The sequence below is a fragment of the Pseudomonas sp. 3HC3 genome, assembly GCF_044904505.1.
Lineage (GTDB): Bacteria > Pseudomonadota > Gammaproteobacteria > Pseudomonadales > Pseudomonadaceae > Aquipseudomonas > Aquipseudomonas putida_Y.
Window position 1 is genome coordinate 457,273 of the sequence record NZ_JADDRH010000001.1, and the last position, 19,607, is coordinate 476,879.

A 19,607-nucleotide genomic window follows, 5' to 3' on the forward strand; every position below is an offset into this window, starting at 1 on the left:
GGCATGGCGACTGTGTTGAACAAAGTGGATGCGGTGATCGTCGGCTTCGGCTGGGCCGGTGCGATCATGGCCAAAGAGCTGACCGAGGCCGGGCTGCACGTGGTAGCCCTGGAGCGGGGGCCGATGCAGGATACCTACCCCGAAGGCAGCTACCCGCAGGTGATCGATGAGCTGACCTACAGCGTGCGCAAGAAGCTGTTCGTCGATGTGTCGAAAGAAACCGTCACTGTCCGCCATAGCTTGAATGATGTGGCATTGCCCAATCGCCAGCTGGGCGCATTCCTGCCGGGCAAGGGCGTGGGTGGCGCAGGCCTGCACTGGTCGGGTGTGCACTTCCGGGTCGACCCCGTCGAATTGCGCCTGCGCAGCCACTATGAAGAGCGCTACGGGCGCGCGTTCATTCCCGAAGGCATGACCATTCAGGACTTCGGCGTCAGTTATGAAGAGCTGGAGCCCTATTTTGACTTTGCCGAAAAGGTCTTTGGCACTTCAGGCCAGGCCTGGACCGTAAAAGGCCAGGTGGTCGGTGAAGGGAAGGGCGGCAACCCCTATGCGCCAGACCGTTCCAACCCGTTCCCGCTGCCCGCGCAGAAGAACGTTGTATCGGCAAGGCTGTTCGAAAAGGCTGCCACCAGCCTGGGCTACAAACCCTACAACCTGCCGTCGGCCAACACCTCAGGGCCATACACCAACCCCTACGGGGCGCAGATGGGGCCGTGCAACTTCTGTGGTTTCTGCAGCGGTTACGTGTGCTACATGTACTCCAAGGCCTCGCCCAACGTGAACATCCTGCCGGCGCTGCGCCAAGTGCCCAACTTCGAGTTGCGGCCCAATGCCCATGTGCTGCGGGTGAACCTGGACGACCGCAAGCGCAAGGCCACCGGCGTGACCTACATCGATGCTCAGGGGCGCGAGGTGGAGCAACCGGCAGAGCTGGTGATTCTGGCGGCTTTCCAGTTCAACAACGTGCGTCTGATGCTGCTTTCCGGCATTGGCAAGCCTTACGACCCGGTGAAGAACGAAGGTGTGGTCGGGCGTAACTTCGCCTATCAAAACATGGGTACGGTAAAGGCGTTCTTCGACAAGGACACCTACACCAACAACTTCATCGGCGCGGGTGGCAATGGTATTGCCATCGACGATTTCAACGCCGACAACTTCGATCATGGCCCGCACGGCTTCGTCGGCGGTTCGCCAATGTGGGTGAACCAGGCCGGTAGCCGGCCGATTGCCGGCACCTCCAACCCGCCGGGCACGCCGGCCTGGGGCAGTGCCTGGAAGAAGGCCACGGCCGACTACTACACCCACCAGGTGTCGATGGATGCCCACGGCGCACACCAGTCCTACCGTGGCAATTACCTGGACCTGGACCCCACCTACCGCGATGCCTACGGCCAGCCGCTGCTGCGCATGACGTTCGACTGGCAGGAAAACGACATCAAGATGAACCAGTTCATGGTCGACAAGCTGAGCAAGATCGCCCAAGCGATGAACCCCAAGGCCATTGCCGTGCTGGGCAAGCAGGTCAAGGACCACTTCAACACCACCAGTTACCAGACCACCCACCTGAACGGCGGGGCAATCATGGGCACCGACCCCAAAACCAGTGCACTGAATCGCTACCTGCAAAGCTGGGACGTACACAACGTGTTCGTTCCGGGGGCTTCGGCGTTCCCGCAGGGGCTGGGTTACAACCCGACCGGGCTGGTGGCCGCGCTCACCTACTGGTCGGCCCGTGCCATCCGTGAGCAGTACCTGAAAAACCCCGGTCCGTTGGTCCAGGCTTGAGGAGCGATGAGCATGAAGACACTGTTGATCGCAACCCTGGTGCTGGGTGCCGGCGCGGCTGTGCAAGCCGCAGCGAATGACGATGCGCAGGTGCGCCTGGGCGAGTACCTGGCCCGCGCCGGTGACTGCGTGGCCTGCCATACCGCCAAAGGCGGCAAACCCTTTGCCGGCGGGTTGCCGATGGAAACGCCGATTGGCACGGTGTACTCCACCAACATCACCCCGGCGGCCAGTGGCATTGGCCAGTACAGCTTCGAAGACTTCGACCAGGCCGTGCGCAGGGGTATCGGCAAGGACGGCAGTACGCTCTATCCGGCCATGCCATACCCGTCGTATGCGCGGGTCAGCGAGCAGGACATGCAGGCGCTGTACGCCTATTTCATGAAGGGCGTGGAGCCAGTCGAGCAGACGAACAAGGCCTCTGACATTCCCTGGCCGCTGAGCATGCGCTGGCCGCTGGCAATCTGGCGCGGTCTGTTCGCACCAGAGGCCAAGCCCTGGCAGGCATCGGCGACAGCTGACCCTGTGGTGAACCGCGGTGCGTACCTGGTCGAGGGCCTTGGGCATTGTGGTGCTTGTCATACGCCGCGGGCGCTGACCATGCAGGAAAAGGCCCTGAGCGCGGCCGATGGCGAGCAGTTTCTGGCCGGCAGCGCGCCGCTGGAAGGCTGGGTTGCCAAGAACCTGCGTGGCGATCACAAGGACGGCCTGGGCAGTTGGAGCGAAGCGCAGTTGGTGCAGTTTCTCAAGACTGGGCGCAGTGATCGCAGCGCCGTGTTCGGCGGCATGAGCGATGTGGTCGAGCACAGCATGCAGCACATGAGTGATGCCGACTTGACCGCTATCGCCCGCTACCTGAAAACCCTGCCGCCGAGCAATCCGGATGACCAGCCGCATGTCTACGACAAGCAGGTAGCCGATGCGCTATGGAAGGGTGACGACAGCAAGCCTGGGGCGGCGGTGTACATCGACAACTGCGCGGCCTGCCACCGCACCGACGGGCAGGGCTACACCCGCGTGTTCCCGGCCTTGGCCGGCAACCCGGTGGTGCAGACTGCGGATGCCACGTCGCTGATCCATGTGGTGCTTGCCGGTGGCACGGTACCGGCAACGCACACTGCGCCGTCGAACTTCACCATGCCGGCTTTCGGCTGGCGCCTGAGCGACCAGGAGGTTGCCGAGGTGGTGAATTTTATTCGCAGCAGTTGGGGGAACCAGGGCAGTGCCGTCACGGCCAGTGACGTGAAGTCGCTTCGCTGACGTGTATTTCTGCGCCCTCGCCCGTAGGAGCGGGTTTACCCGCGAACACGGGCGAAGCCCGTGCCATCCCCTAACGTAATCAGATTCCAGAGTAAGCTCTGTTCCATATATATAAATCTAAAAATATCAATGTTTTATGCAATATTCTTAATGTGATTTAACATTTCCTGACTTCGCGCCCGACCAACGGCATGTTGACGAACCCGCGCATTTTTGCTGTATTGAAACCGGTTTCATAACCATTAAAACAATCATAAGGAAAACCCATGGCCGACGCGCCTGCCCATACCCGCGAACGGGTCACCATCAGCGAAGTGGCGCGTGTTGCTGGCGTTTCCAAAGCCACCGTCTCCCGTTACATCGGTGGCGACCGCCAATTGCTGGCCGAAGCCACGGCCAAGCGGCTGGAAGAGGTCATCGAACGCCTCGGCTATCGCCCCAACCAGATGGCTCGCGGCCTCAAGCGCGGCCAGACGCGACTGATCGGCATGCTGGTGGCCGATATTCTCAACCCCTATTCAGTGGCCGTGATGCACGGCGTGGAAACCGCCTGCCGTCAGCATGGTTACAGCCTGGTGGTGTGCAACACCAACCGCGACGACGAGCAGGAGCGTCACCACCTGGTGGCCCTGCAGAGCTACAACGTCGAAGGGTTGATCGTGAACACGCTCGGTCACCACCCCGGCGAACTGCTCAACCTGCGGCGTGACATCCCCATGGTGCTGGTCGACCGCCAATTGCCCGAGCTGAATGTGGACCTTGTCGGCCTGGACAATGCCGACGCAGTCGAGCAAGCCCTTGACCACCTGCAGGCCCAGGGCTACCGCGACATCCTGGCGGTCAGCGAACCCCTTGATGGCACCAGTTCACGCCTGGAGCGGGTGCAGGCGTTCGGCGCGTCGATCAGCCGCCGGCCAGGCATGCGTCAGCAGGTACTTGAAATCAGCGCAGGGCTGCAGGGCCAATTGGCTTCGTTTCTTGCCCACAGTGGCCATGGTCCGCAAGCCATCTTCACCTTCAACGGCGTTGCCACCTTGGCGGTGACCCGGGCCCTGCTCGAGGCCGGGCGCAACCTGGTTGCCGATGTCGGGCTGATCGCCCTCGACGACCTCGACTGGTACCCCTTGGTCGGCAAAGGCATCACCGCACTGGCCCAGCCCACCGAGCGTATCGGCGTGGCGGCATTCGAAAGCCTGCTCGGTCGCCTGCGCGGCGACAGCAGCGCAGCACGGCGTATCGACTTCAAGGCCAACCTGATCATCCGCGGTTCAACCCAACCCCAGTAAGAAACAGCAGGTTTGCGCCTGCTGCTGTTGATTAAAAAATGAAACCGGTTTCATAAGGACAAGAACAATGCACGCGAACCCCGTTTCCATCAGTCTCTCCAGCTACGGCGCCGACTTTGTGCGCCAACGTGGCCAGGAGCAGTTTCTGGACCTGCTGGCCGCCGCTGGCGTCAGCCGCGTCGAACTGCGCGAAGAATTGTTCGCCAGTGCACCGGACGCCGCTGCGCTGGGTAGGGTCATTGCCGCGCTGCGCCTGGAATGCCTGTACTCCACCCCCCTTGAACTGTGGACCGCGCAAGGCGTGCCCGACCCGCTACTGGTGCAGAAGCTGGAAATTGCCCGGGCGCTTGGCGCGGTGGCGCTGAAGGTTTCCCTGGGGCACTTCGATGAGCACTGCGATGTGATGGCCCTGGCGTCGCTGTTGCCTGCGCAGGGGCCTCTGTTGCTGGTGGAAAACGATCAGACCGCACAAGGTGGCAGGCTCGAACCGATGCTGCAGTTCTTCCAGCGCGTCGACCCGCTTGGGCTGCGCCTGGGTATGACGTTCGATATCGGTAACTGGCAGTGGCAGGGTGAGCCTGCGCGGCAAGCTGCAAGGCAGTTAGGCCGTTGGGTGCGCTATGTGCATTGCAAGGCTGTGCAGCGTCGGGCCGATGGCCGTCTGGTTGCCATACCGCCGCAAGCGGCGGACCTGCAGGAGTGGGCAGCGCTGATGGCCGAGTTTGCGCCGGGCGTGGTGCGCGCCGTCGAGTACCCCCTGGTGGGCGACGACCTGCTGGCGCTGACCCGGGTCCAGGTACGTCACCTGTCTGCACTGGGCGCGGCGCAGGAGCTGGACCATGCATGAACATGACGTGCTGTGTTTTGGCGAGACCATGGCCATGTTCGTTGCCGAGCAGGCCGGCGACCTGGCCGGTGTCGGCCAGTTCGGCAAACGCATCGCCGGCGCCGACAGCAACGTGGCGATCGGCCTGGCGCGGCTGGGTTTCAAGGTACGCTGGCTGAGCCGGGTTGGTGACGATTCGCTGGGCCGTTTCGTGCTCGACAGCTTGCGCGGCGAAGGCCTGGACTGTGCCGGCGTCGAGGTGGATGCCAAGTACCCGACGGGTTTTCAGCTCAAGGCCCGCAGCGATGATGGCAGCGACCCGGCAGTGGAGTACTTTCGCCGCGGTTCGGCGGCCAGCAGGCTGTCACCTGCGATGTTGAGCCCCGTTTGGCTGCAGGCTCGCCACGTACACGCTACCGGTATTCCGCTGGCGTTGTCGGACAGCTTTCGGGCGCTGTCCCACGCGCTGCTGGACGGGATGCGCGCAGCCGGGCGCAGCATATCGTTCGACCCTAACCTGCGCCCCTCGCTGTGGCCCGATCAAAGCAGCATGGTGCGTGAAATCAATGCCTTGGCGGCGAAGGCCGACTGGGTTTTACCGGGGCTGGAGGAGGGGCGGTTGCTGACCGGTCAGCACACCCCGGCCGATATCGCCGCGTTCTACCTGGACCAAGGGGTGGAACTGGTGGTGATCAAGCTGGGCGACGCGGGCGCCTACTTCCGCAGCGCCAAGGTCGAAGGGCAGGTAGCCCCCGTGCCAGTCAGCCGCGTGGTGGACACCGTCGGTGCAGGTGATGCCTTTGCCGTCGGTGTGCTCAGCGCGCTACTGGAGGGCCGTGCAGTAGCCGAGGCGGTAGCGCGCGGCAACTGGTGCGGCAGCCGTGCCGTGCAGTCACGAGGCGACATGGAAGGGCTGCCGCTGCGTCATGAACTGGAGGCCTACGACCTGCGCAGAAGCGCATGAGCCGACCCCGAATCACCTGTTGCAACAAAAACAACAAGCTCAGGAGAAACAAACCATGCAAAGCCAAAGCCTGGCACCTCGCCGCTGGTGGTACATCATCCCGATTGTGTTCGTTACCTACAGCCTGGCGTACCTGGACCGCGCCAATTATGGCTTCGCCGCCGCCTCCGGCATGGCTGAAGACCTGCACATCACCCCGGTGATGTCTTCGCTGTTGGGGGCGCTGTTCTTTCTCGGTTACTTCTTCTTCCAGGTGCCTGGCGCCATCTACGCCGAAAAGCGCAGCGTCAGGAAGCTGATCTTCGTCTGCCTGATCCTGTGGGGCGGCCTTGCCACGCTCACGGGCATGGTCAGCAACGTCTACATGCTGATCGGTATCCGCTTCCTGCTCGGGGTGGTGGAGGCTGCGGTGATGCCGGCCATGCTGGTGTACCTGTGCCATTGGTTCACCCGCGCCGAGCGCTCGCGCGCCAATACTTTCCTGATGCTGGGCAACCCGGTGACCATTCTGTGGATGTCGGTGGTGTCGGGTTACCTGATCAAGCATTACGACTGGCGCTGGATGTTCATCATCGAAGGCCTGCCCGCTGTGATCTGGGCGTTCTTCTGGTGGCGCCTGGTGGATGACCGCCCGGCCCAGGTGAAGTGGCTGAGCGAGCAGGAGAAGGCCGCCCTGGCGCAGGCGCTGGCTGCCGAGCAGCAGGGTATCAAGCCGGTGAAGAACTACCGCGAAGCGTTCCGCTCGCCGCAGGTGATCATCCTGGCGCTGCAGTACTTCTGCTGGAGCATCGGCGTGTATGGCTTCGTGCTGTGGCTGCCATCGATTCTCAAGCAGGCGGCGAACGTCGATATCGTGCAGGCCGGCTGGCTGGCCTCGGTGCCCTACCTGGCGGCGGTGCTGGCGATGGTGGGCGTGTCCTGGGCGTCCGACCGCCTGCAAAAGCGCAAGCGCTTCGTGTGGCCGCCGCTGCTGATTGCCGCCGTTGCGTTCTATGGCTCTTACGCCTTGGGCAGCGAGCATTTCTGGCTGTCGTATGCGTTGCTGGTGGTCGCCGGCGCCTGCATGTACGCACCCTATGGCCCGTTCTTCGCGATCGTGCCCGAAATCCTGCCGGCCAACGTCGCAGGCGGCGCCATGGCGCTGATCAACAGCATGGGTGCGCTGGGCTCGTTCGGCGGTTCGTGGCTGGTCGGCTACCTCAATGGGGCTACGGGCGGGCCCGGTGCCTCTTATCTGTTCATGTGCGGTGCGCTACTGACTGCAGTGGCGCTAACCGCTGCGCTCAATACCTCCCAGACGTCAGGCCGGGCAAAGCGCGATAGCTCGCGTCTGGCCATGAACCATTAGGAAACCTGCAATGAAGAAGCGAATCGTCCTGTATAAACGCCTGTCCGACGACTTGATGGCACGCCTGCAAGATCGCGTCGAGGTGACCTGGGTGGATACCACCCAGCCCGATGGCCTGGCCCGCCTGCGCGATGCGCTGCCGGGGGCCCACGGGTTGCTGGGGGCCAGCCTGCGCCTGGATGCCAGCCTGCTCGACCTTGCCCCGCAACTGGAAGTGGTGTCGAGCGTTTCGGTAGGCGTGGACAACTACGATATTGCTGAACTCAGCAGGCGTGGTGTGATGCTCACCAACACGCCCGACGTGTTGACCGAAACCACCGCCGACACAGGCTTTGCCTTGATCCTGGCTACCGCCAGGCGGGTGGTGGAGCTGGCGAACTGGGTGCGTGACGGCCGCTGGCAGGCCAACCTGGGGCCGGCGCATTTTGGCAGTGATGTACACGGCAAGACGCTAGGCATCGTCGGCATGGGCCGCATTGGCGAGGCCCTGGCCCGGCGCGCGGCCGCTGGTTTTGGCATGCGCGTGCTGTATCACAGCCAGCGTGCCAAGCCGGAGGTGGAAGCACGCTATGCCGCATGCCAGTGCAGCCTGGATGAGCTGTTGCAGCAGGCAGACTTCGTTTGCCTGACGGTACCATTGAGCGCCAGCACCGAAGGCCTGATAGGCGCGCGGGAGCTCGCGTTGATGAAGCCTGAGGCAATCCTGGTGAACATCTCACGCGGGCGTGTGGTGGATGAGCAGGCGCTGATCGAAGCGCTGCGGGCCAGGCGCATCCGCGGTGCGGGGTTGGACGTGTTCGTGCACGAGCCGCTGCCGACCGACTCGCCACTGTTGCAGCTCGATAACGTGGTAGCGACCCCGCATATCGGCTCGGCGACCGAGGAAACCCGCCAGGCCATGGCGCGTTGCGCGGTGGACAACCTGCTCAGCGCGCTGGCCGGTGAGCGGCCGGCAAACCTGGTCAACGGCTGACGCGCGCCCCTGCCACAAGGGCCGCGCAGCCTTTGAAACGATCAGCGGCAGTTACCTGCCTTGCGATAGCCTGCTGCCTGCGCTTCACCTTCGTTAGCGAAGGAAACCTGGTTCTTCGCTGCAACCTGGTTGTAGCCCGGGCAGCCGACTGACAGGTGATAGACGTGGCTGTTGCGGTTGCCAAGCACGGCGCCGACCGAACCGGCGCTGGCCAGGCTTGGTTTGGCCTCAGGCTTGGCCGCTTTTACCGGCACCGCCTGTACCACGCCGCTGCCAACCGGCTTGTAGCCGGCAGTCCACTTGCGTTCGCCGCTTACAAACGGGTTGGTATGGCCCATGATCGCGGCAATGCGCCGATCGCGTTCTTTCTCCCAGGCCGACACCGGGTGTTGCTTGTCCCAGGCCATCAGTAGCTGTTGCTGTTGGCGCGACATGCTCAGCTTGTAGCGGTCGAACATGTAGAACGTGGTGCGGGCTACCAGGCCTTTGACTTCGTCACGCGGTTCGGCGGTGCGCTGGACGAAATCGACCTTGGTGGTGCATTGGCCGTATTCGCCGGCATTGCCAGTGACCATGCCGTAGTTGAAGTTGCTGCGGTCACCGTTGACCTCACCCACGGCGGGGTAAAGGTTGAACAGGTCGGCCTCCATTGCGCGGAACACCGGGTCGTTGTCCACGCAGTGCTCACGGCCGCCGTTCTTCCAGCACTGGCGCTGGTTGCCGAAGGTGTGGGCGGGCACGATGTGTTCCCACTCGGTACGCTCGGCGCGGTTCTGCTGCTTGCGCGTTTGGTAACCACACGAGGCGGCATCGATGCGCCCGCCAGACTTGCCCACCCAGGTCCATTTGCACCCGCAGTACAGGTCGCCCATGGCACTGCTGGCCTGGTCCAGGTAGACCTTTTGCTTAGCCACCACTTTGGCTTCGGTGAAGGTGGCCGGCGGGTTGGCCAAGGCGGGGAGGGTAAAGGAAAATAATAAGGTTATGGCGTAAAGCAGTGATTTCATGGGGAAAACATATTTCAGGTTGGGCCGCGCATTGTAATGGTTTCCGCGAGGCTGACCAGCTCGCGGAGCCATACCAACTGCTGCAAGCCCGCGCTACTTGAAGCCGGTGACCGCGTGGGGAACGTAAGGGGCCTGCAAGCGCGCCACCTCGTCCTCGCTCAGTTGCAGTGACAGTGCGCCCAGGGCATCGTCCAGGTGGGCGGGCTTCGAGGCGCCGACGATAGGGGCGCTAACGCCGGCCTTACCCAGCACCCAGGCCAGCGCAACCTGGGCCATCGGCACACCCCGTTCGTTGGCGATCTGCTCGACCACATCGATTACCCGGCCGTCCTCCACCTCGGTCTTTTCATAGAACGACTGCCCGGACACATCGGTGCGCGTGCGCTCGGTCTGCTGCCCATGCGGCCGGGTCAGGCGGCCGCGCGCCATGGGGCTCCAAGGCATCAGGCCGACGCCTTGATCCAGGCACAGCGGAATCATCTCTCGCTCTTCTTCGCGGTAGATCAGGTTGAGGTAGTTCTGCATCGACACAAAGCGGCTCCAGCCGTGGCTGGCGGCTACCTGTTGCGCCTTGGCGAACTGCCAGGCATACATCGACGATGCGCCGATGTAGCGCGCCTTGCCGGCCTTGACCACATCATGCAGGGCTTCCATGGTTTCCTCGATGGGAGTGTGGTAGTCCCAGCGGTGGATCTGGTACAGGTCGACGTAGTCTGTGCCCAGGTGGCTGAGGCTGGCGTCGATGTTGGCCATGATCGCCTTGCGTGACAAGCCTTGCTCATTGGGCCGGCTGGCGCCTTCCCACATGTTGGCAGGGAAGAACACCTTGGTGGCGATCACGGTTTCTTCGCGGCGGGTAAACTCCCTCAGGAGTTTGCCGAGGATGATTTCCGAGGTGCCGGCGGAATAGCTGTTGGCAGTGTCGAAGAAGTTGATGCCTTGCTCGACGGCATGGCGAATGATCGGCCGGCTGGCGTCTTCGCCCAAGGTCCAGGGGTGAGTGCCGGCGTCGGGTTCACCGAAGGTCATGCAGCCCAGGCACAGCCTTGAAATGTCCAGCCCGGTGCTACCCAGCTTTACGTACTGCATCGTCGTCTCCTTCAAGGGCGTGAGTGATGGAGTTAGCCTAACGCTGGCAGGCTTGGGCGAAAATTCCGTATTGATGCAGGCGCCATCTGCAAGAATTCACAAGCGTAGCATCGGCCGCACCTGCTGCTGAAGGAAGTCGGTAACCGCCTTGATCCGCGGTGTGGCGCGCACATCTTCATGCACTGCCAGCCAGATTTCGATGCTCATGGTCTGTTCGGCGCTGCCTGCTTCCTTCAGGCCGTGTTCCTGTGCCATGAACGCGGGCAGGCAGGCGATGCCGATGCCGCCGGCACAGGCTTGGGCCTGGATGCGCAGGTCATTGCTGTGCAATGCGAACGGCTGCTGGCCGGCCTGGAGGTTGAGCCATAGCTGTTGTGGTGAACGGGCCTGGGACTCGTCGTAGCCGATGTAGCGCTTTGCCGTTGCGCAGGCCAGGTAACCGGGCGACGCGTACAGCCGGTAATCCAGGTGCCCCAGCAGGCTGACCACCAGAGTTGGCTCTGTCGGCCTGGCCAGGGCGATGCTGATGTCCGCTTCGCGGCGGGCCAGGGATGCCTTGGATTTGCTGCCTACCAGTTTCAGGCGCAGCTGTGGGTAGCGCTGGTAGAGCTCGCCCAGGCGCCGGGCGACGATACTGCCCAGCAGCGCCGGTGGTGCCGAGAGCACCACTTCACCTTCCACTGCCTGTTGGCCGGCGCTGGCGAAATGCTCCAGGGCAAAAGAGGACATGGCCATCTGCTCGGCGAGTTCCGCCACACGCTGGCCTTCGTGGGTGAGGGCATAGGCGCGGGGGCGCCGGTCGACGAGCTTGAGCTTGAGCGAAGCTTCGAGCGAGGCGATGCGCCGAGCCACGGTGGCGTGGTCGACACCCAGGGTCTTGGCGGCGGCCGACAGCGAGCCGGCCGAGCTGAAGGCGGAGAAATGGCGCAGGTCTTCCCAATCGAACATGAATGACTCGGCAGTGGCGGGTGCATAACGGGGTAGGGTAACCGTTTATTACCAGGCCGGCTTCAATGCCCGCCTTTCATCCGCCGCGCCACCAGGTAGATGCCCAGGCCAACCAGCGCAGTCGCGGCGCCGATGTACCCGGTGCTGGTCCAGCCCATGCCGGCAGTGATCGCCATGCCTCCCAGCCATGGCCCCAGGGCATTGGCCAGGTTGAACGCCGCATGGTTCGACGCCGCTGCCAGGCTTGGCGCTTCATGGGCAATGTCCATGAGGCGAATTTGTAGCGGTGCCGCCAGGGCGATCATGGTGCCCACCAGGCCGATGCCGAGTAGCAGGCTCCACAGCGCCTGGGCGGCGAAGGTAAAGAACAGCAATACGGCAATCGACCACATCAGTACCAGCCCCACGGCGCGGAACTGCAGGCGGTCGAACAGCTTGCCGCCCGCGATGTTGCCGACGATGCCGCCCACGCCGAACGCCGCCAGCCCGAACGGAATCCACTGTGGCGACACCTGGGTCACTTGCAGCATGGTCGGTGCCAGGTAGCTGAACACGCAGAACATGCCGGCAAAACCTATCGAGGCAATGGCCAGCGCCATCCATACCTGTGGGAGGGCAAAGGCCTGTAGCTCCTTGCGCGGGTCGCTGCGTGTTTCGTCGTGGCGCTGGGGCACGAAACGCCAGACCAGGGCGATGGTGCACAGGGCGATCGCGCCGACCAGCACGAATGCCGAACGCCAGCCGAAGTACTGGCCCAGGAAGGTGGCAACCGGGTTGCCGAGCAACATGGCCAAGGTCAGGCCCATCATCACCCGGGCAACCGCCCCCGCGCGCTGATCCTTGGCCACCATGCTCGAGGCCACCACTGCGGCAATGCCGAAGTAGGCGCCGTGGGGCAGGCCGCTGATGAAACGGAATGCGACCAGGCCACCGAACGAGGGGGCAAAGGCAGTGGCCAGGTTGCCCACGGCATACAGCAGCATCAACAGCAGCAGCATGTGCTTGCGCAACAGTTTGGCACCGAGAATGGCCAGTGTCGGGGCGCCAACCATCACCCCCAGCGCATAGGCGCTGATGGCGTGGCCTACCTGCGGCTCGCTCAACTGCAAATTGCCGGCAATGTCGGGCATCAGGCCCATGATGGCGAATTCGCCGGTGCCGATGGCAAAGCTGCCCAGTGCCATGGCGGCTTCCATCTTGGCGACGGTGCTTTTACTGGGTAGCGGGGGGCGTTCCTGGACTGACATCTGTATCCCTATTGAAACATGCTGAAACGTTCAAGGCGGGATGATAGTCAATCGATGGCTGCAACGTCGAGGACGCTGCCCCCAACTGGCCCTCAGCGCTCCAGGTAATGCGTCTGTGCAGCAAAGTCGATGAACCGCTTGCTGGCCAGCGACAGGTATTCCCCCGAGCGCCAGCACAAGCGGAAACTCATTTGCTGTGCCGGCCGGAAGGGCACACCGACGATACCTGGCGTACGTTGCTGCACCGAGCGCAGCAAGGTCGCCACCCCCATGTTGTCCAGCGCGGCCTGCACCACCAGCGAGACGAAGTTGCTCTGTAGCGCCACCTGGTAAGTAATGCCATGTTCGGCGAAGAACGCATCCAGAAGATGGCGTTGAACGAAGGTGCGATCAAACACCACCATGTCGGTATTGCGCAGGTCTTCGGCGGTGAGGAAGGCTTTGCCGGCATAGGGGTGATCAGGGTGCATGCACGCCAGCATCTCGTCGCTGCCCAGCAGGATCGACTCCTTGTCGGGCGGCACACGCCGGGACTCCAGCAGCGCCAGGTCGATTTCCCGTTGCTCCAGGCGGTGGCCAATGTCCTCGGCACTGCCTTCGAACACGGTCATGGCAATGCCCGGGTACAGCTGGCGGAAGGCGTTCATCAACCCGGGGACGTAGTGCAGGCCGAACATCGGCGGAATACCCAGGCGCACTTCACCACGCTTGAGGTCGGCCATGTCGCGCAGTTCTTGTCGGGCAATGTCCATTTCGCGCAGGGCGGAGGCAATGCGCGGCAAGAACTGCTCGCCCTCTGCCGTGAGAATCACTTTGCGCGTGGTGCGGTTGAACAGGGTTACCCCCAGTTCTTCTTCCAGCCGGGTAACGGCCATGCTCAGCGCTGGCTGGGCGATGTGCAGGTGCTGCGCGGCCTTGGTGAAGCTGCCTTGGCGGACGATTTCGACACAGCAGCGCAATGCCTTGAGGTTCATTGAGGGGTGCTACCTTTCATGCGAGATGCATTTATAACGAACTGTGATGCTAAGCATCATAACAATATATTTATTATTATTAACCAGAGGGCCTACGATGCGCGCCACTGAGACATCCTGCAACATCTCAGTCACGCAGTTTAATAAATCTGCAATCCCACAAAGATTTTGAGGTAGTACCCCAAATGGCCAAGGCCGCCGATGTCGTTGTGCAATGCCTGGAAAATGAAGGTGTCGAGTATGTATTCGGCATCCCCGGTGAGGAAAACCTCGACCTGCTCGAATCCCTGCGCAAGTCGAAGATCAAGCTGGTACTGACCCGTCACGAGCAGTCTGCAGGTTTCATGGCTGCCACCTACGGTCGCTTGACCGGCAAGACCGGCGTCAGCCTGTCGACCCTCGGCCCTGGTGCCACCAACCTCGTGACCGCCAGCGCCTACGCCTACCTGGGCGGCATGCCGATGATGATGATCACCGGGCAGAAGCCGATCAAGAAGTCCAAGCAGGGTCGCTTCCAGATCATTGACGTATGCGGCATGATGGACCCCATCACCAAGTACACCCACCAGTTCGCCTCGGCCGACAACATCCCGGCCCGCATGCGCGAAGCCTTCCGCCTGGCCGAAGAAGAAAAGCCGGGTGCGGTGCACCTGGAGTTGCCGGAAGACATCGCCGCCGAGCAGACCGACGCGCTGCCGATCCCGCGCAGCCTGCACCGCCGCCCGCTGGCCGAGCACGTGGCCATCGAAGCCGCTGTAGAAAAACTGCAGAACGCGCGTAACCCGATCCTGGTGATCGGTGCCGGCGCCAACCGCAAGATGACCGCCAAGGTCCTCAAGCAACTGATCGACAAGACTGGCATCCCGTTCATCACCACCCAAATGGGTAAAGGTGTGGTCGACGAGCGCCACCCGCGCTTCTTGGGTAACGCTGCCCTGTCGTCCGGTGACTTCGTGCACCGCGCCGTCGAAGCCGCCGACCTGATCATCAACATCGGCCACGATGTGATCGAGAAGCCACCGTTCTTCATGGTCCGTGGCGGCACCGAAGTCATCCACATCAACTTCCGCTCTGCCGAAGTCGATGCCGTGTACTTCCCGCAGGTGGAAGTGATCGGCGACATCGCCAACGCCGTGTGGCAGATCAGTGAAGCACTGAACGACACTTCGCACTGGGACTTCACCCGCCTGATGGCCATCCGTGAAGCCAACGAAGCACAGATCGCCGAAGGCGCCGACGACGACCGCTTCCCGGTCTACCCGCAGCGCATGGTCGCTGACATCCGTCGTGTATTGCCGTCCGAAGGCATCGTCGCCCTGGACAACGGCATCTACAAGATCTGGTTCGCCCGCAACTACAAGGCGCACAAGCCGAACACCGTACTGCTGGACAACGCCCTGGCGACCATGGGCGCCGGCCTGCCATCGGCAATGGCTGCGCACCTGGTGCACCCGGACCGCCCGGTAATCTCGGTGTGTGGCGACGGCGGCTTCATGATGAACAGCCAGGAACTGGAAACTGCAGTACGTCTGGGCATGCACATCACCGTGGTGATCCTGCGTGACGACGGCTACGGCATGATCCGCTGGAAGCAGGCCAACATGGGCTTCACCGACTTCGGCCTGGACTACGGCAACCCGGACTTCGTCAAATATGCCGAAGCCTACGGCGCCAACGGCCACCGCGTGGAAAGTGCCGAAGGCCTGCTGCCGCTGCTGGAGCACTGCATCAAGACCCCGGGCGTGCACGTGATCGACTGCCCGGTCGATTACAGCGAGAACGACCGCATCCTCAACAGCGAGCTGCGTGAGCGCGCCCTGGCGGTGTAAGCCCTGACAGGCCGGCGCCGTCCTTTTTCAGGGGCGGCATTGCGCTGCAAAAGGCCCGTATAGCTGACAGTGATATGTCGGCTTTACGGGCTTTTTCATGGCACAAGGCTGCCTCTGTATCCCACTCACCCCAGATCAAGCAGGCCTTGCAGGCTGGCCAGAATGGCATTGGCGTCATAAGGCTTGCGCGCGACGGGCACATGCTGCAAATGCTCGGGAATGCTGATGCCTTCGCCATAGCCGGTGGCAAAGAGGAATGGGACCTGCCGGCGAACCAGTTCATCCGCTACGGAAATGGAGGTTCCGGTGCCCAGGTTGACGTCCAGTATTGCCGCGTCCGGTGTGTGGCTGCCAAGCAGTTGCATGGCTTGGTCCTCGGAGCTGGCGGTGATCACGTCCTTGATTTGCGCATCATTGAGGATTTGCTCCAGGCCTACTGCGATCACCAGTTGATCCTCGAGTATCAGCACACGCAACCCCGAGCACGCTGAAAAGGCACCGTTTGCATGGGCCAGAGGCGTGGCCGGGAGAGCGGTTTCTGGCGCTTCGGCTACGGAAAGGTGCTTGGCCGGGATTCTGAAAAAGCCTTGCAGGCCTTCGGGGTGATATTCCACCGTGCTGGTGCCACCCAGGTCGAACGGGATGCTGCGGTCGATCAGCACCGTGCCGAAGCCGCTGCGGCTGGGCGGGCGTACCGTTGGCCCACCACTTTCCCGCCAATTGATGGCACAGGCGTGGGTGGCGTCGATTGCCCAGCTCACTGAAAGCTTGCCGCCGGCCCGCGATAGCGCACCGTACTTGGCCGCGTTGGTGGCCAGTTCGTGCAGCACCAGCGCCATGACCGAGTACGCGCGCGCATCGAGGATGACGTTCGGGCCCTGCAATTCGATCACGCTGGCAGCCGTGCGATAGGGCGAAAGCTCGGCCTCCAGCAGATTCGTCAGGCGCCCGCCACCGTCACCACGCACCACCTGGTCGTGGGCCAACGACAATGCCTGGATACGCCCTTTCAGCGTTGCCACATAGTCCTGCAGGGTCTGGCTCTCCGGGGTCGGATGGGCAACCAGCGCACCAATCAGCGACAGGATGTTCTTGACCCTGTGGTTGAGCTCTTCGTTGAGCATGCGCTGGCGCACTTCAGCCTTGGCGCGTTCACTGGCGAGCAGCTCGCTGTTGTGCAGCACCACTTCTACGATAGCGGTACGGACGGCATCGCCAAACTGGCGGTCCTGCTCGGTCCAGGGTAGCGATTGCTGGTGAACGGTTTCTTTCCAGATGGCGAAGCTTTTGCGTGGCGTCAGGCGGTCGCCCAACGCGCCGCTGTCATAGGTCTTGTTCGGGTCCCCGGCCCAGTCGAGTGTCTCGACCACCTCCTTGCGGAAGAAGATCAAGTAATCCCTTGGGTGTTGCGACATCGGGATGATCAGCACACCCGACACATCATTAAAATACGCCTGGGCCGACGGGAGCACTGTCGACAGGCGATTGGACGCCCAGATTCGGCCTTCGCTGACCATGTCTGCCAGGCGCAGCAGATCAGGCACGGCCGTTTGGGGCGGCGCCAGCCCTGCGGACGACCAGCGGCCTAGCAGTGACATGCCGATGCCGTCGCAGGGAATCAGCGACATCAACCGGGGCAGGCGTGCGTGGAAAAACCCATCGATGTCCGCAGCCTGGTTGGCGTCGCGCAGCATGCTGTCCAGCGCTTTGTGGATGCGCACGGCGGCTTCGAGTTTTTGCCGGCTACGCAGGGTCTCGATATGCAGGGAGAAGAACTCACCGAACATTTCGGCGGCCACACGTTGCCCCATGGCCAGCGTGCGCGGTGCGTAGTGATGGCAGGCAATCATTCCCCACAGCTCGCCGTTGACGATGACGGAAATCGACATCGAGGCGCCCACGCCCATGTTGCACAGGTATTCGCAATGGATCGGCGAGACGCTGCGCAGGTGCGCGTAGGACAGGTCGAGCGGTTCGCCCGAGGGGTCGAGCACCGGGTGGATGGCGACCGTTTTGAACTGGGCGTCGGAGATTACCCGGATCGGGTTGCGCAGGTAGAGCGCGCGGGCCTGCTGGGGGATATCGGAGGCCGGGAAGTACTGGCCCATGAAGCTCTCGAGGTCGCCACGCTTGGCCTCGGCAACCACCTTGCCGGCGCCGTCTGCTCCCAGCTGGTAGATCATTACCCGGTCGTAACCGAGCACCGCCCTGACAAAACGGGCGGCGTCGCGGAACAGCTTGCTGGTCTGGTCGATTTCGCGCAGTTGGGCAATCAGCGTGCGGGCGAGCTCGATCGGTTCGGCGATGCTCGCGCCGGCGGGTTCGAATTCGAGGATTGCCGTGCCTTTGTACAAGTGGGCGGTGATGTCGACGGCCTCGCCGTTGGGCAGCTTCACGCCGAAACTGAGCGCGGGCCGCGAGGCGTCCCGGGTACGGGCAAGTGCGTTGCGAAGCGTATGCGCGACCTCGTCGCCCAGCACCGCGTGCAGTTTCTGACCATTGATATCGTTTGTTACACCCAGCACTTGTGGGGCGTTGACCGAATGGCGCAGCACCACGGTCGCCGAGGCATCACAGGCCAGCAGGCAGCCATGGGGCTGGATGCTCCCGGGAATCTGGATGGGCTCCCGGTCGCAGTTGGTCAGGTTAACTTGGGGGTCGTAGGTCATTGGCCCGTGCCTGTGGGTAAGGGGAGGCGGGCAGCAGGTCCGCCATCGTGCGTCAGCCTAGCAGGCATTGCACGCCTTGGGGATGGCGGGCCGCTCCAGTCCAGGGCAGTGCGCTGCTGCTGATGAGTCAGCTTTGGAGTACAGATGTGCTCTTGTCGAGAATCGCTTGAAGGCAAGCTGCGATCAATGGTCTCATCCCGCGCTTGAGCCAACTGGTATTGCAAGATGAACCGCCCACTGTTTATTTCCATCGATGGGCCCAAGGGTACCGGCAAGACCACGCTGCTGGAGGCCGTCACTCAAGCCTTGCGGCTGGACGGGAACAAGGTGATCCGCCTCTGCGAAAGAAAGAATGACCCTCACCGGGGCGAGACCATGGCCTTGGTCAACCAGCTCTCCAGAAGCCCTTGCCAGGACCTTGAGTTCAAGGTTTGCGAGCGCCTCGCTGAAAGCCGCGCCTGGATTTCCCGGCATGTACTGCCCAGGCAGCCCGCTGACAGCATCATCCTGATTGATCGCTGGTACCCCTCTGACGCCGCGTTTCGCCGCACAGTGCCGTTTGACAAGATCCTGCGCCTGAACCTCGAACGGAACGTGCAAGTACCCGATCTGCATGTCGCGGTGGTCACAACGCCTGAAACCTCATGGGCAAGGGCCGCGGCGCGCACACGTGGGCTGGGCAGTACGGTGATCCATAACCTGGATGAACAAATTGCCTGTACCGAGGCGTTCGAGCGTGCAGTTGCAGAGCAAGGCTGGGTGCTGTGCCGCAATGAAGGGACTGTCGACGAGGCAACGCGGCAGGTCGTTCGCGAGATTCAGGGCGTGCTTCGACACCTCTGAGGCAGGGGTGAATACTGCCTTTGCAGGTATCAGGCGCCCTGCCGGTCGATGTCACGGCGCAGGACTACCGACGTGGTGATGTCATCCACCGATTCGTGACGTGCCACGTTGTCGCGCACCTGGTTGAGGTCGTCGATCGTCCGGGTCTCCACTTCAACCACAAGGTCAAGCTGACCGCTCACCGATGAAACCCGTCGCACGCGCGCGTCCGTTGCCAACTGGTCGAGCAACCCCATGGCAGGCGTGCGCTGCAACGTCACCAGCAAGATGGCGCGTATGACGTTGGCGTCTATTTCGCCGATGTCAGCGCGATAACCGCGAATGATCCCGCTGCGTTCAAGGTTGGCTACCCGCTCGGTGGTGGCGCTTCTGGAAAGGCCTATGCGGCCGGCTAATGCCTTGAGCGCAATGCGCGCGTCCTTCGAAAGTACCTCAAGAATCTCACGATCTTTAGCGTCCAGGTCACGCATTCCACCTCCTTGATATGCTTGCCGTCATTATGCCGGCCGGTACCGGCATAATGCCTGTTGCGCCCGACCGTATGCAGGGTGTCCGT

16 protein-coding genes are annotated in these 19,607 nt (G+C 62.6%); 9 read left to right on the forward strand and 7 right to left on the reverse strand.

All coding sequences use genetic code 11. The features are described 5' to 3' along the window. Positions 1-3 precede the first annotated feature (3 nt). From INQ47_RS02245 to INQ47_RS02275, 7 genes are all read left to right on the forward strand, one after another. Positions 4-1,788, forward strand: coding sequence for a GMC family oxidoreductase (locus INQ47_RS02245; protein WP_404700959.1), 1,785 nt, complete (start codon positions 4-6; stop codon positions 1,786-1,788). A 12-nt stretch (positions 1,789-1,800) separates the two neighbouring features. Continuing rightward, positions 1,801-3,048, forward strand: a complete 1,248-nt coding sequence (locus INQ47_RS02250) for a c-type cytochrome (RefSeq protein WP_404700960.1) — start codon at positions 1,801-1,803, stop codon at positions 3,046-3,048. A gap of 266 nt (positions 3,049-3,314) precedes the next feature. After that, a complete protein-coding gene (ptxS, locus tag INQ47_RS02255) occupies positions 3,315-4,334 on the forward strand; it encodes a transcriptional regulator PtxS (protein ID WP_404700961.1) in 1,020 nt (339 codons plus the stop codon). Between the two features lie 67 nt (positions 4,335-4,401). Next, positions 4,402-5,181: a sugar phosphate isomerase/epimerase family protein gene (locus INQ47_RS02260; RefSeq protein WP_392521682.1), complete on the forward strand. Its 780-nt coding sequence runs from the start codon at positions 4,402-4,404 to the stop codon at positions 5,179-5,181. After that, a complete protein-coding gene (locus tag INQ47_RS02265) occupies positions 5,174-6,124 on the forward strand; it encodes a sugar kinase (protein ID WP_404700962.1) in 951 nt (316 codons plus the stop codon). Before INQ47_RS02260 ends, INQ47_RS02265 begins: the two co-directional genes overlap by 8 nt. Positions 6,125-6,179: 55 nt before the next feature. Further along, positions 6,180-7,472, forward strand: coding sequence for an MFS transporter (locus INQ47_RS02270; RefSeq protein ID WP_252460038.1), 1,293 nt, complete (start codon positions 6,180-6,182; stop codon positions 7,470-7,472). A gap of 10 nt (positions 7,473-7,482) precedes the next feature. Further along, positions 7,483-8,445, forward strand: a complete 963-nt coding sequence (locus tag INQ47_RS02275) for a 2-hydroxyacid dehydrogenase (protein WP_404700963.1) — start codon at positions 7,483-7,485, stop codon at positions 8,443-8,445. A 41-nt stretch (positions 8,446-8,486) separates the two neighbouring features. On the opposite strand, the gene INQ47_RS02280 is transcribed toward INQ47_RS02275, so the two are convergent. The 5 genes from INQ47_RS02280 to INQ47_RS02300 form a co-directional block, all read right to left on the reverse strand. After that, positions 8,487-9,452, reverse strand: a complete 966-nt coding sequence (locus INQ47_RS02280) for an endonuclease (protein WP_404700964.1) — start codon at positions 9,450-9,452, stop codon at positions 8,487-8,489. Positions 9,453-9,545: 93 nt separating this feature from the next. Beyond that, positions 9,546-10,541, reverse strand: coding sequence for an aldo/keto reductase (locus INQ47_RS02285; RefSeq protein WP_404700965.1), 996 nt, complete (start codon positions 10,539-10,541; stop codon positions 9,546-9,548). A 96-nt stretch (positions 10,542-10,637) separates the two neighbouring features. Continuing rightward, entirely contained in the window at positions 10,638-11,489 is an 852-nt protein-coding gene (locus INQ47_RS02290; RefSeq protein ID WP_404700966.1) for a LysR family transcriptional regulator, read from the reverse strand. A gap of 62 nt (positions 11,490-11,551) precedes the next feature. Further along, a complete protein-coding gene (locus tag INQ47_RS02295; protein WP_404700967.1) occupies positions 11,552-12,736 on the reverse strand; it encodes an MFS transporter in 1,185 nt (394 codons plus the stop codon). A 92-nt stretch (positions 12,737-12,828) separates the two neighbouring features. Further along, complete coding sequence (locus INQ47_RS02300) at positions 12,829-13,710, reverse strand: LysR family transcriptional regulator (RefSeq protein ID WP_021783794.1); 882 nt, start codon at positions 13,708-13,710, stop codon at positions 12,829-12,831. Between the two features lie 185 nt (positions 13,711-13,895). Between INQ47_RS02300 and INQ47_RS02305 the strand changes: the two genes are divergently transcribed. Further along, on the forward strand, positions 13,896-15,539 hold the full coding sequence (locus INQ47_RS02305) for an acetolactate synthase large subunit (protein ID WP_004576806.1): 1,644 nt from the start codon (positions 13,896-13,898) through the stop codon (positions 15,537-15,539). A 125-nt stretch (positions 15,540-15,664) separates the two neighbouring features. Here INQ47_RS02305 and INQ47_RS02310 read toward each other — a convergent pair whose 3' ends face one another. Then, a complete protein-coding gene (locus tag INQ47_RS02310) occupies positions 15,665-18,208 on the reverse strand; it encodes an HWE histidine kinase domain-containing protein (RefSeq protein WP_404700968.1) in 2,544 nt (847 codons plus the stop codon). Positions 18,209-18,433: 225 nt separating this feature from the next. Here INQ47_RS02310 and INQ47_RS02315 point away from each other — a divergent pair, with 225 nt between their 5' ends. Further along, on the forward strand, positions 18,434-19,051 hold the full coding sequence (locus INQ47_RS02315) for a dTMP kinase (protein WP_404700969.1): 618 nt from the start codon (positions 18,434-18,436) through the stop codon (positions 19,049-19,051). Positions 19,052-19,080: 29 nt separating this feature from the next. On the opposite strand, the gene INQ47_RS02320 is transcribed toward INQ47_RS02315, so the two are convergent. Beyond that, entirely contained in the window at positions 19,081-19,521 is a 441-nt protein-coding gene (locus INQ47_RS02320; RefSeq protein ID WP_021784634.1) for an Lrp/AsnC family transcriptional regulator, read from the reverse strand. Positions 19,522-19,607 lie beyond the last annotated feature (86 nt).

Bases quoted from the DNA above. Each gene is read 5' to 3' on its own strand.
- INQ47_RS02295 (WP_404700967.1), bottom strand. From the start codon at position 12,736: ATGTCAGTCCAGGAACGCCCCCCGCTACCCAGTAAAAGCACCGTCGCC.
- INQ47_RS02300 (WP_021783794.1), bottom strand. From the start codon at position 13,710: ATGAACCTCAAGGCATTGCGCTGCTGTGTCGAAATCGTCCGCCAAGGC.
- INQ47_RS02305 (WP_004576806.1), top strand. From the start codon at position 13,896: ATGGCCAAGGCCGCCGATGTCGTTGTGCAATGCCTGGAAAATGAAGGT.
- INQ47_RS02275 (WP_404700963.1), top strand. From the start codon at position 7,483: ATGAAGAAGCGAATCGTCCTGTATAAACGCCTGTCCGACGACTTGATG.
- INQ47_RS02270 (WP_252460038.1), top strand. From the start codon at position 6,180: ATGCAAAGCCAAAGCCTGGCACCTCGCCGCTGGTGGTACATCATCCCG.
- ptxS (WP_404700961.1), top strand. From the start codon at position 3,315: ATGGCCGACGCGCCTGCCCATACCCGCGAACGGGTCACCATCAGCGAA.
- INQ47_RS02245 (WP_404700959.1), top strand. From the start codon at position 4: ATGGCGACTGTGTTGAACAAAGTGGATGCGGTGATCGTCGGCTTCGGC.
- INQ47_RS02290 (WP_404700966.1), bottom strand. From the start codon at position 11,489: ATGTTCGATTGGGAAGACCTGCGCCATTTCTCCGCCTTCAGCTCGGCC.
- INQ47_RS02280 (WP_404700964.1), bottom strand. From the start codon at position 9,452: ATGAAATCACTGCTTTACGCCATAACCTTATTATTTTCCTTTACCCTC.
- INQ47_RS02260 (WP_392521682.1), top strand. From the start codon at position 4,402: ATGCACGCGAACCCCGTTTCCATCAGTCTCTCCAGCTACGGCGCCGAC.
- INQ47_RS02250 (WP_404700960.1), top strand. From the start codon at position 1,801: ATGAAGACACTGTTGATCGCAACCCTGGTGCTGGGTGCCGGCGCGGCT.
- INQ47_RS02265 (WP_404700962.1), top strand. From the start codon at position 5,174: ATGCATGAACATGACGTGCTGTGTTTTGGCGAGACCATGGCCATGTTC.
- INQ47_RS02310 (WP_404700968.1), bottom strand. From the start codon at position 18,208: ATGACCTACGACCCCCAAGTTAACCTGACCAACTGCGACCGGGAGCCC.
- INQ47_RS02315 (WP_404700969.1), top strand. From the start codon at position 18,434: ATGAACCGCCCACTGTTTATTTCCATCGATGGGCCCAAGGGTACCGGC.
- INQ47_RS02285 (WP_404700965.1), bottom strand. From the start codon at position 10,541: ATGCAGTACGTAAAGCTGGGTAGCACCGGGCTGGACATTTCAAGGCTG.
- INQ47_RS02320 (WP_021784634.1), bottom strand. From the start codon at position 19,521: ATGCGTGACCTGGACGCTAAAGATCGTGAGATTCTTGAGGTACTTTCG.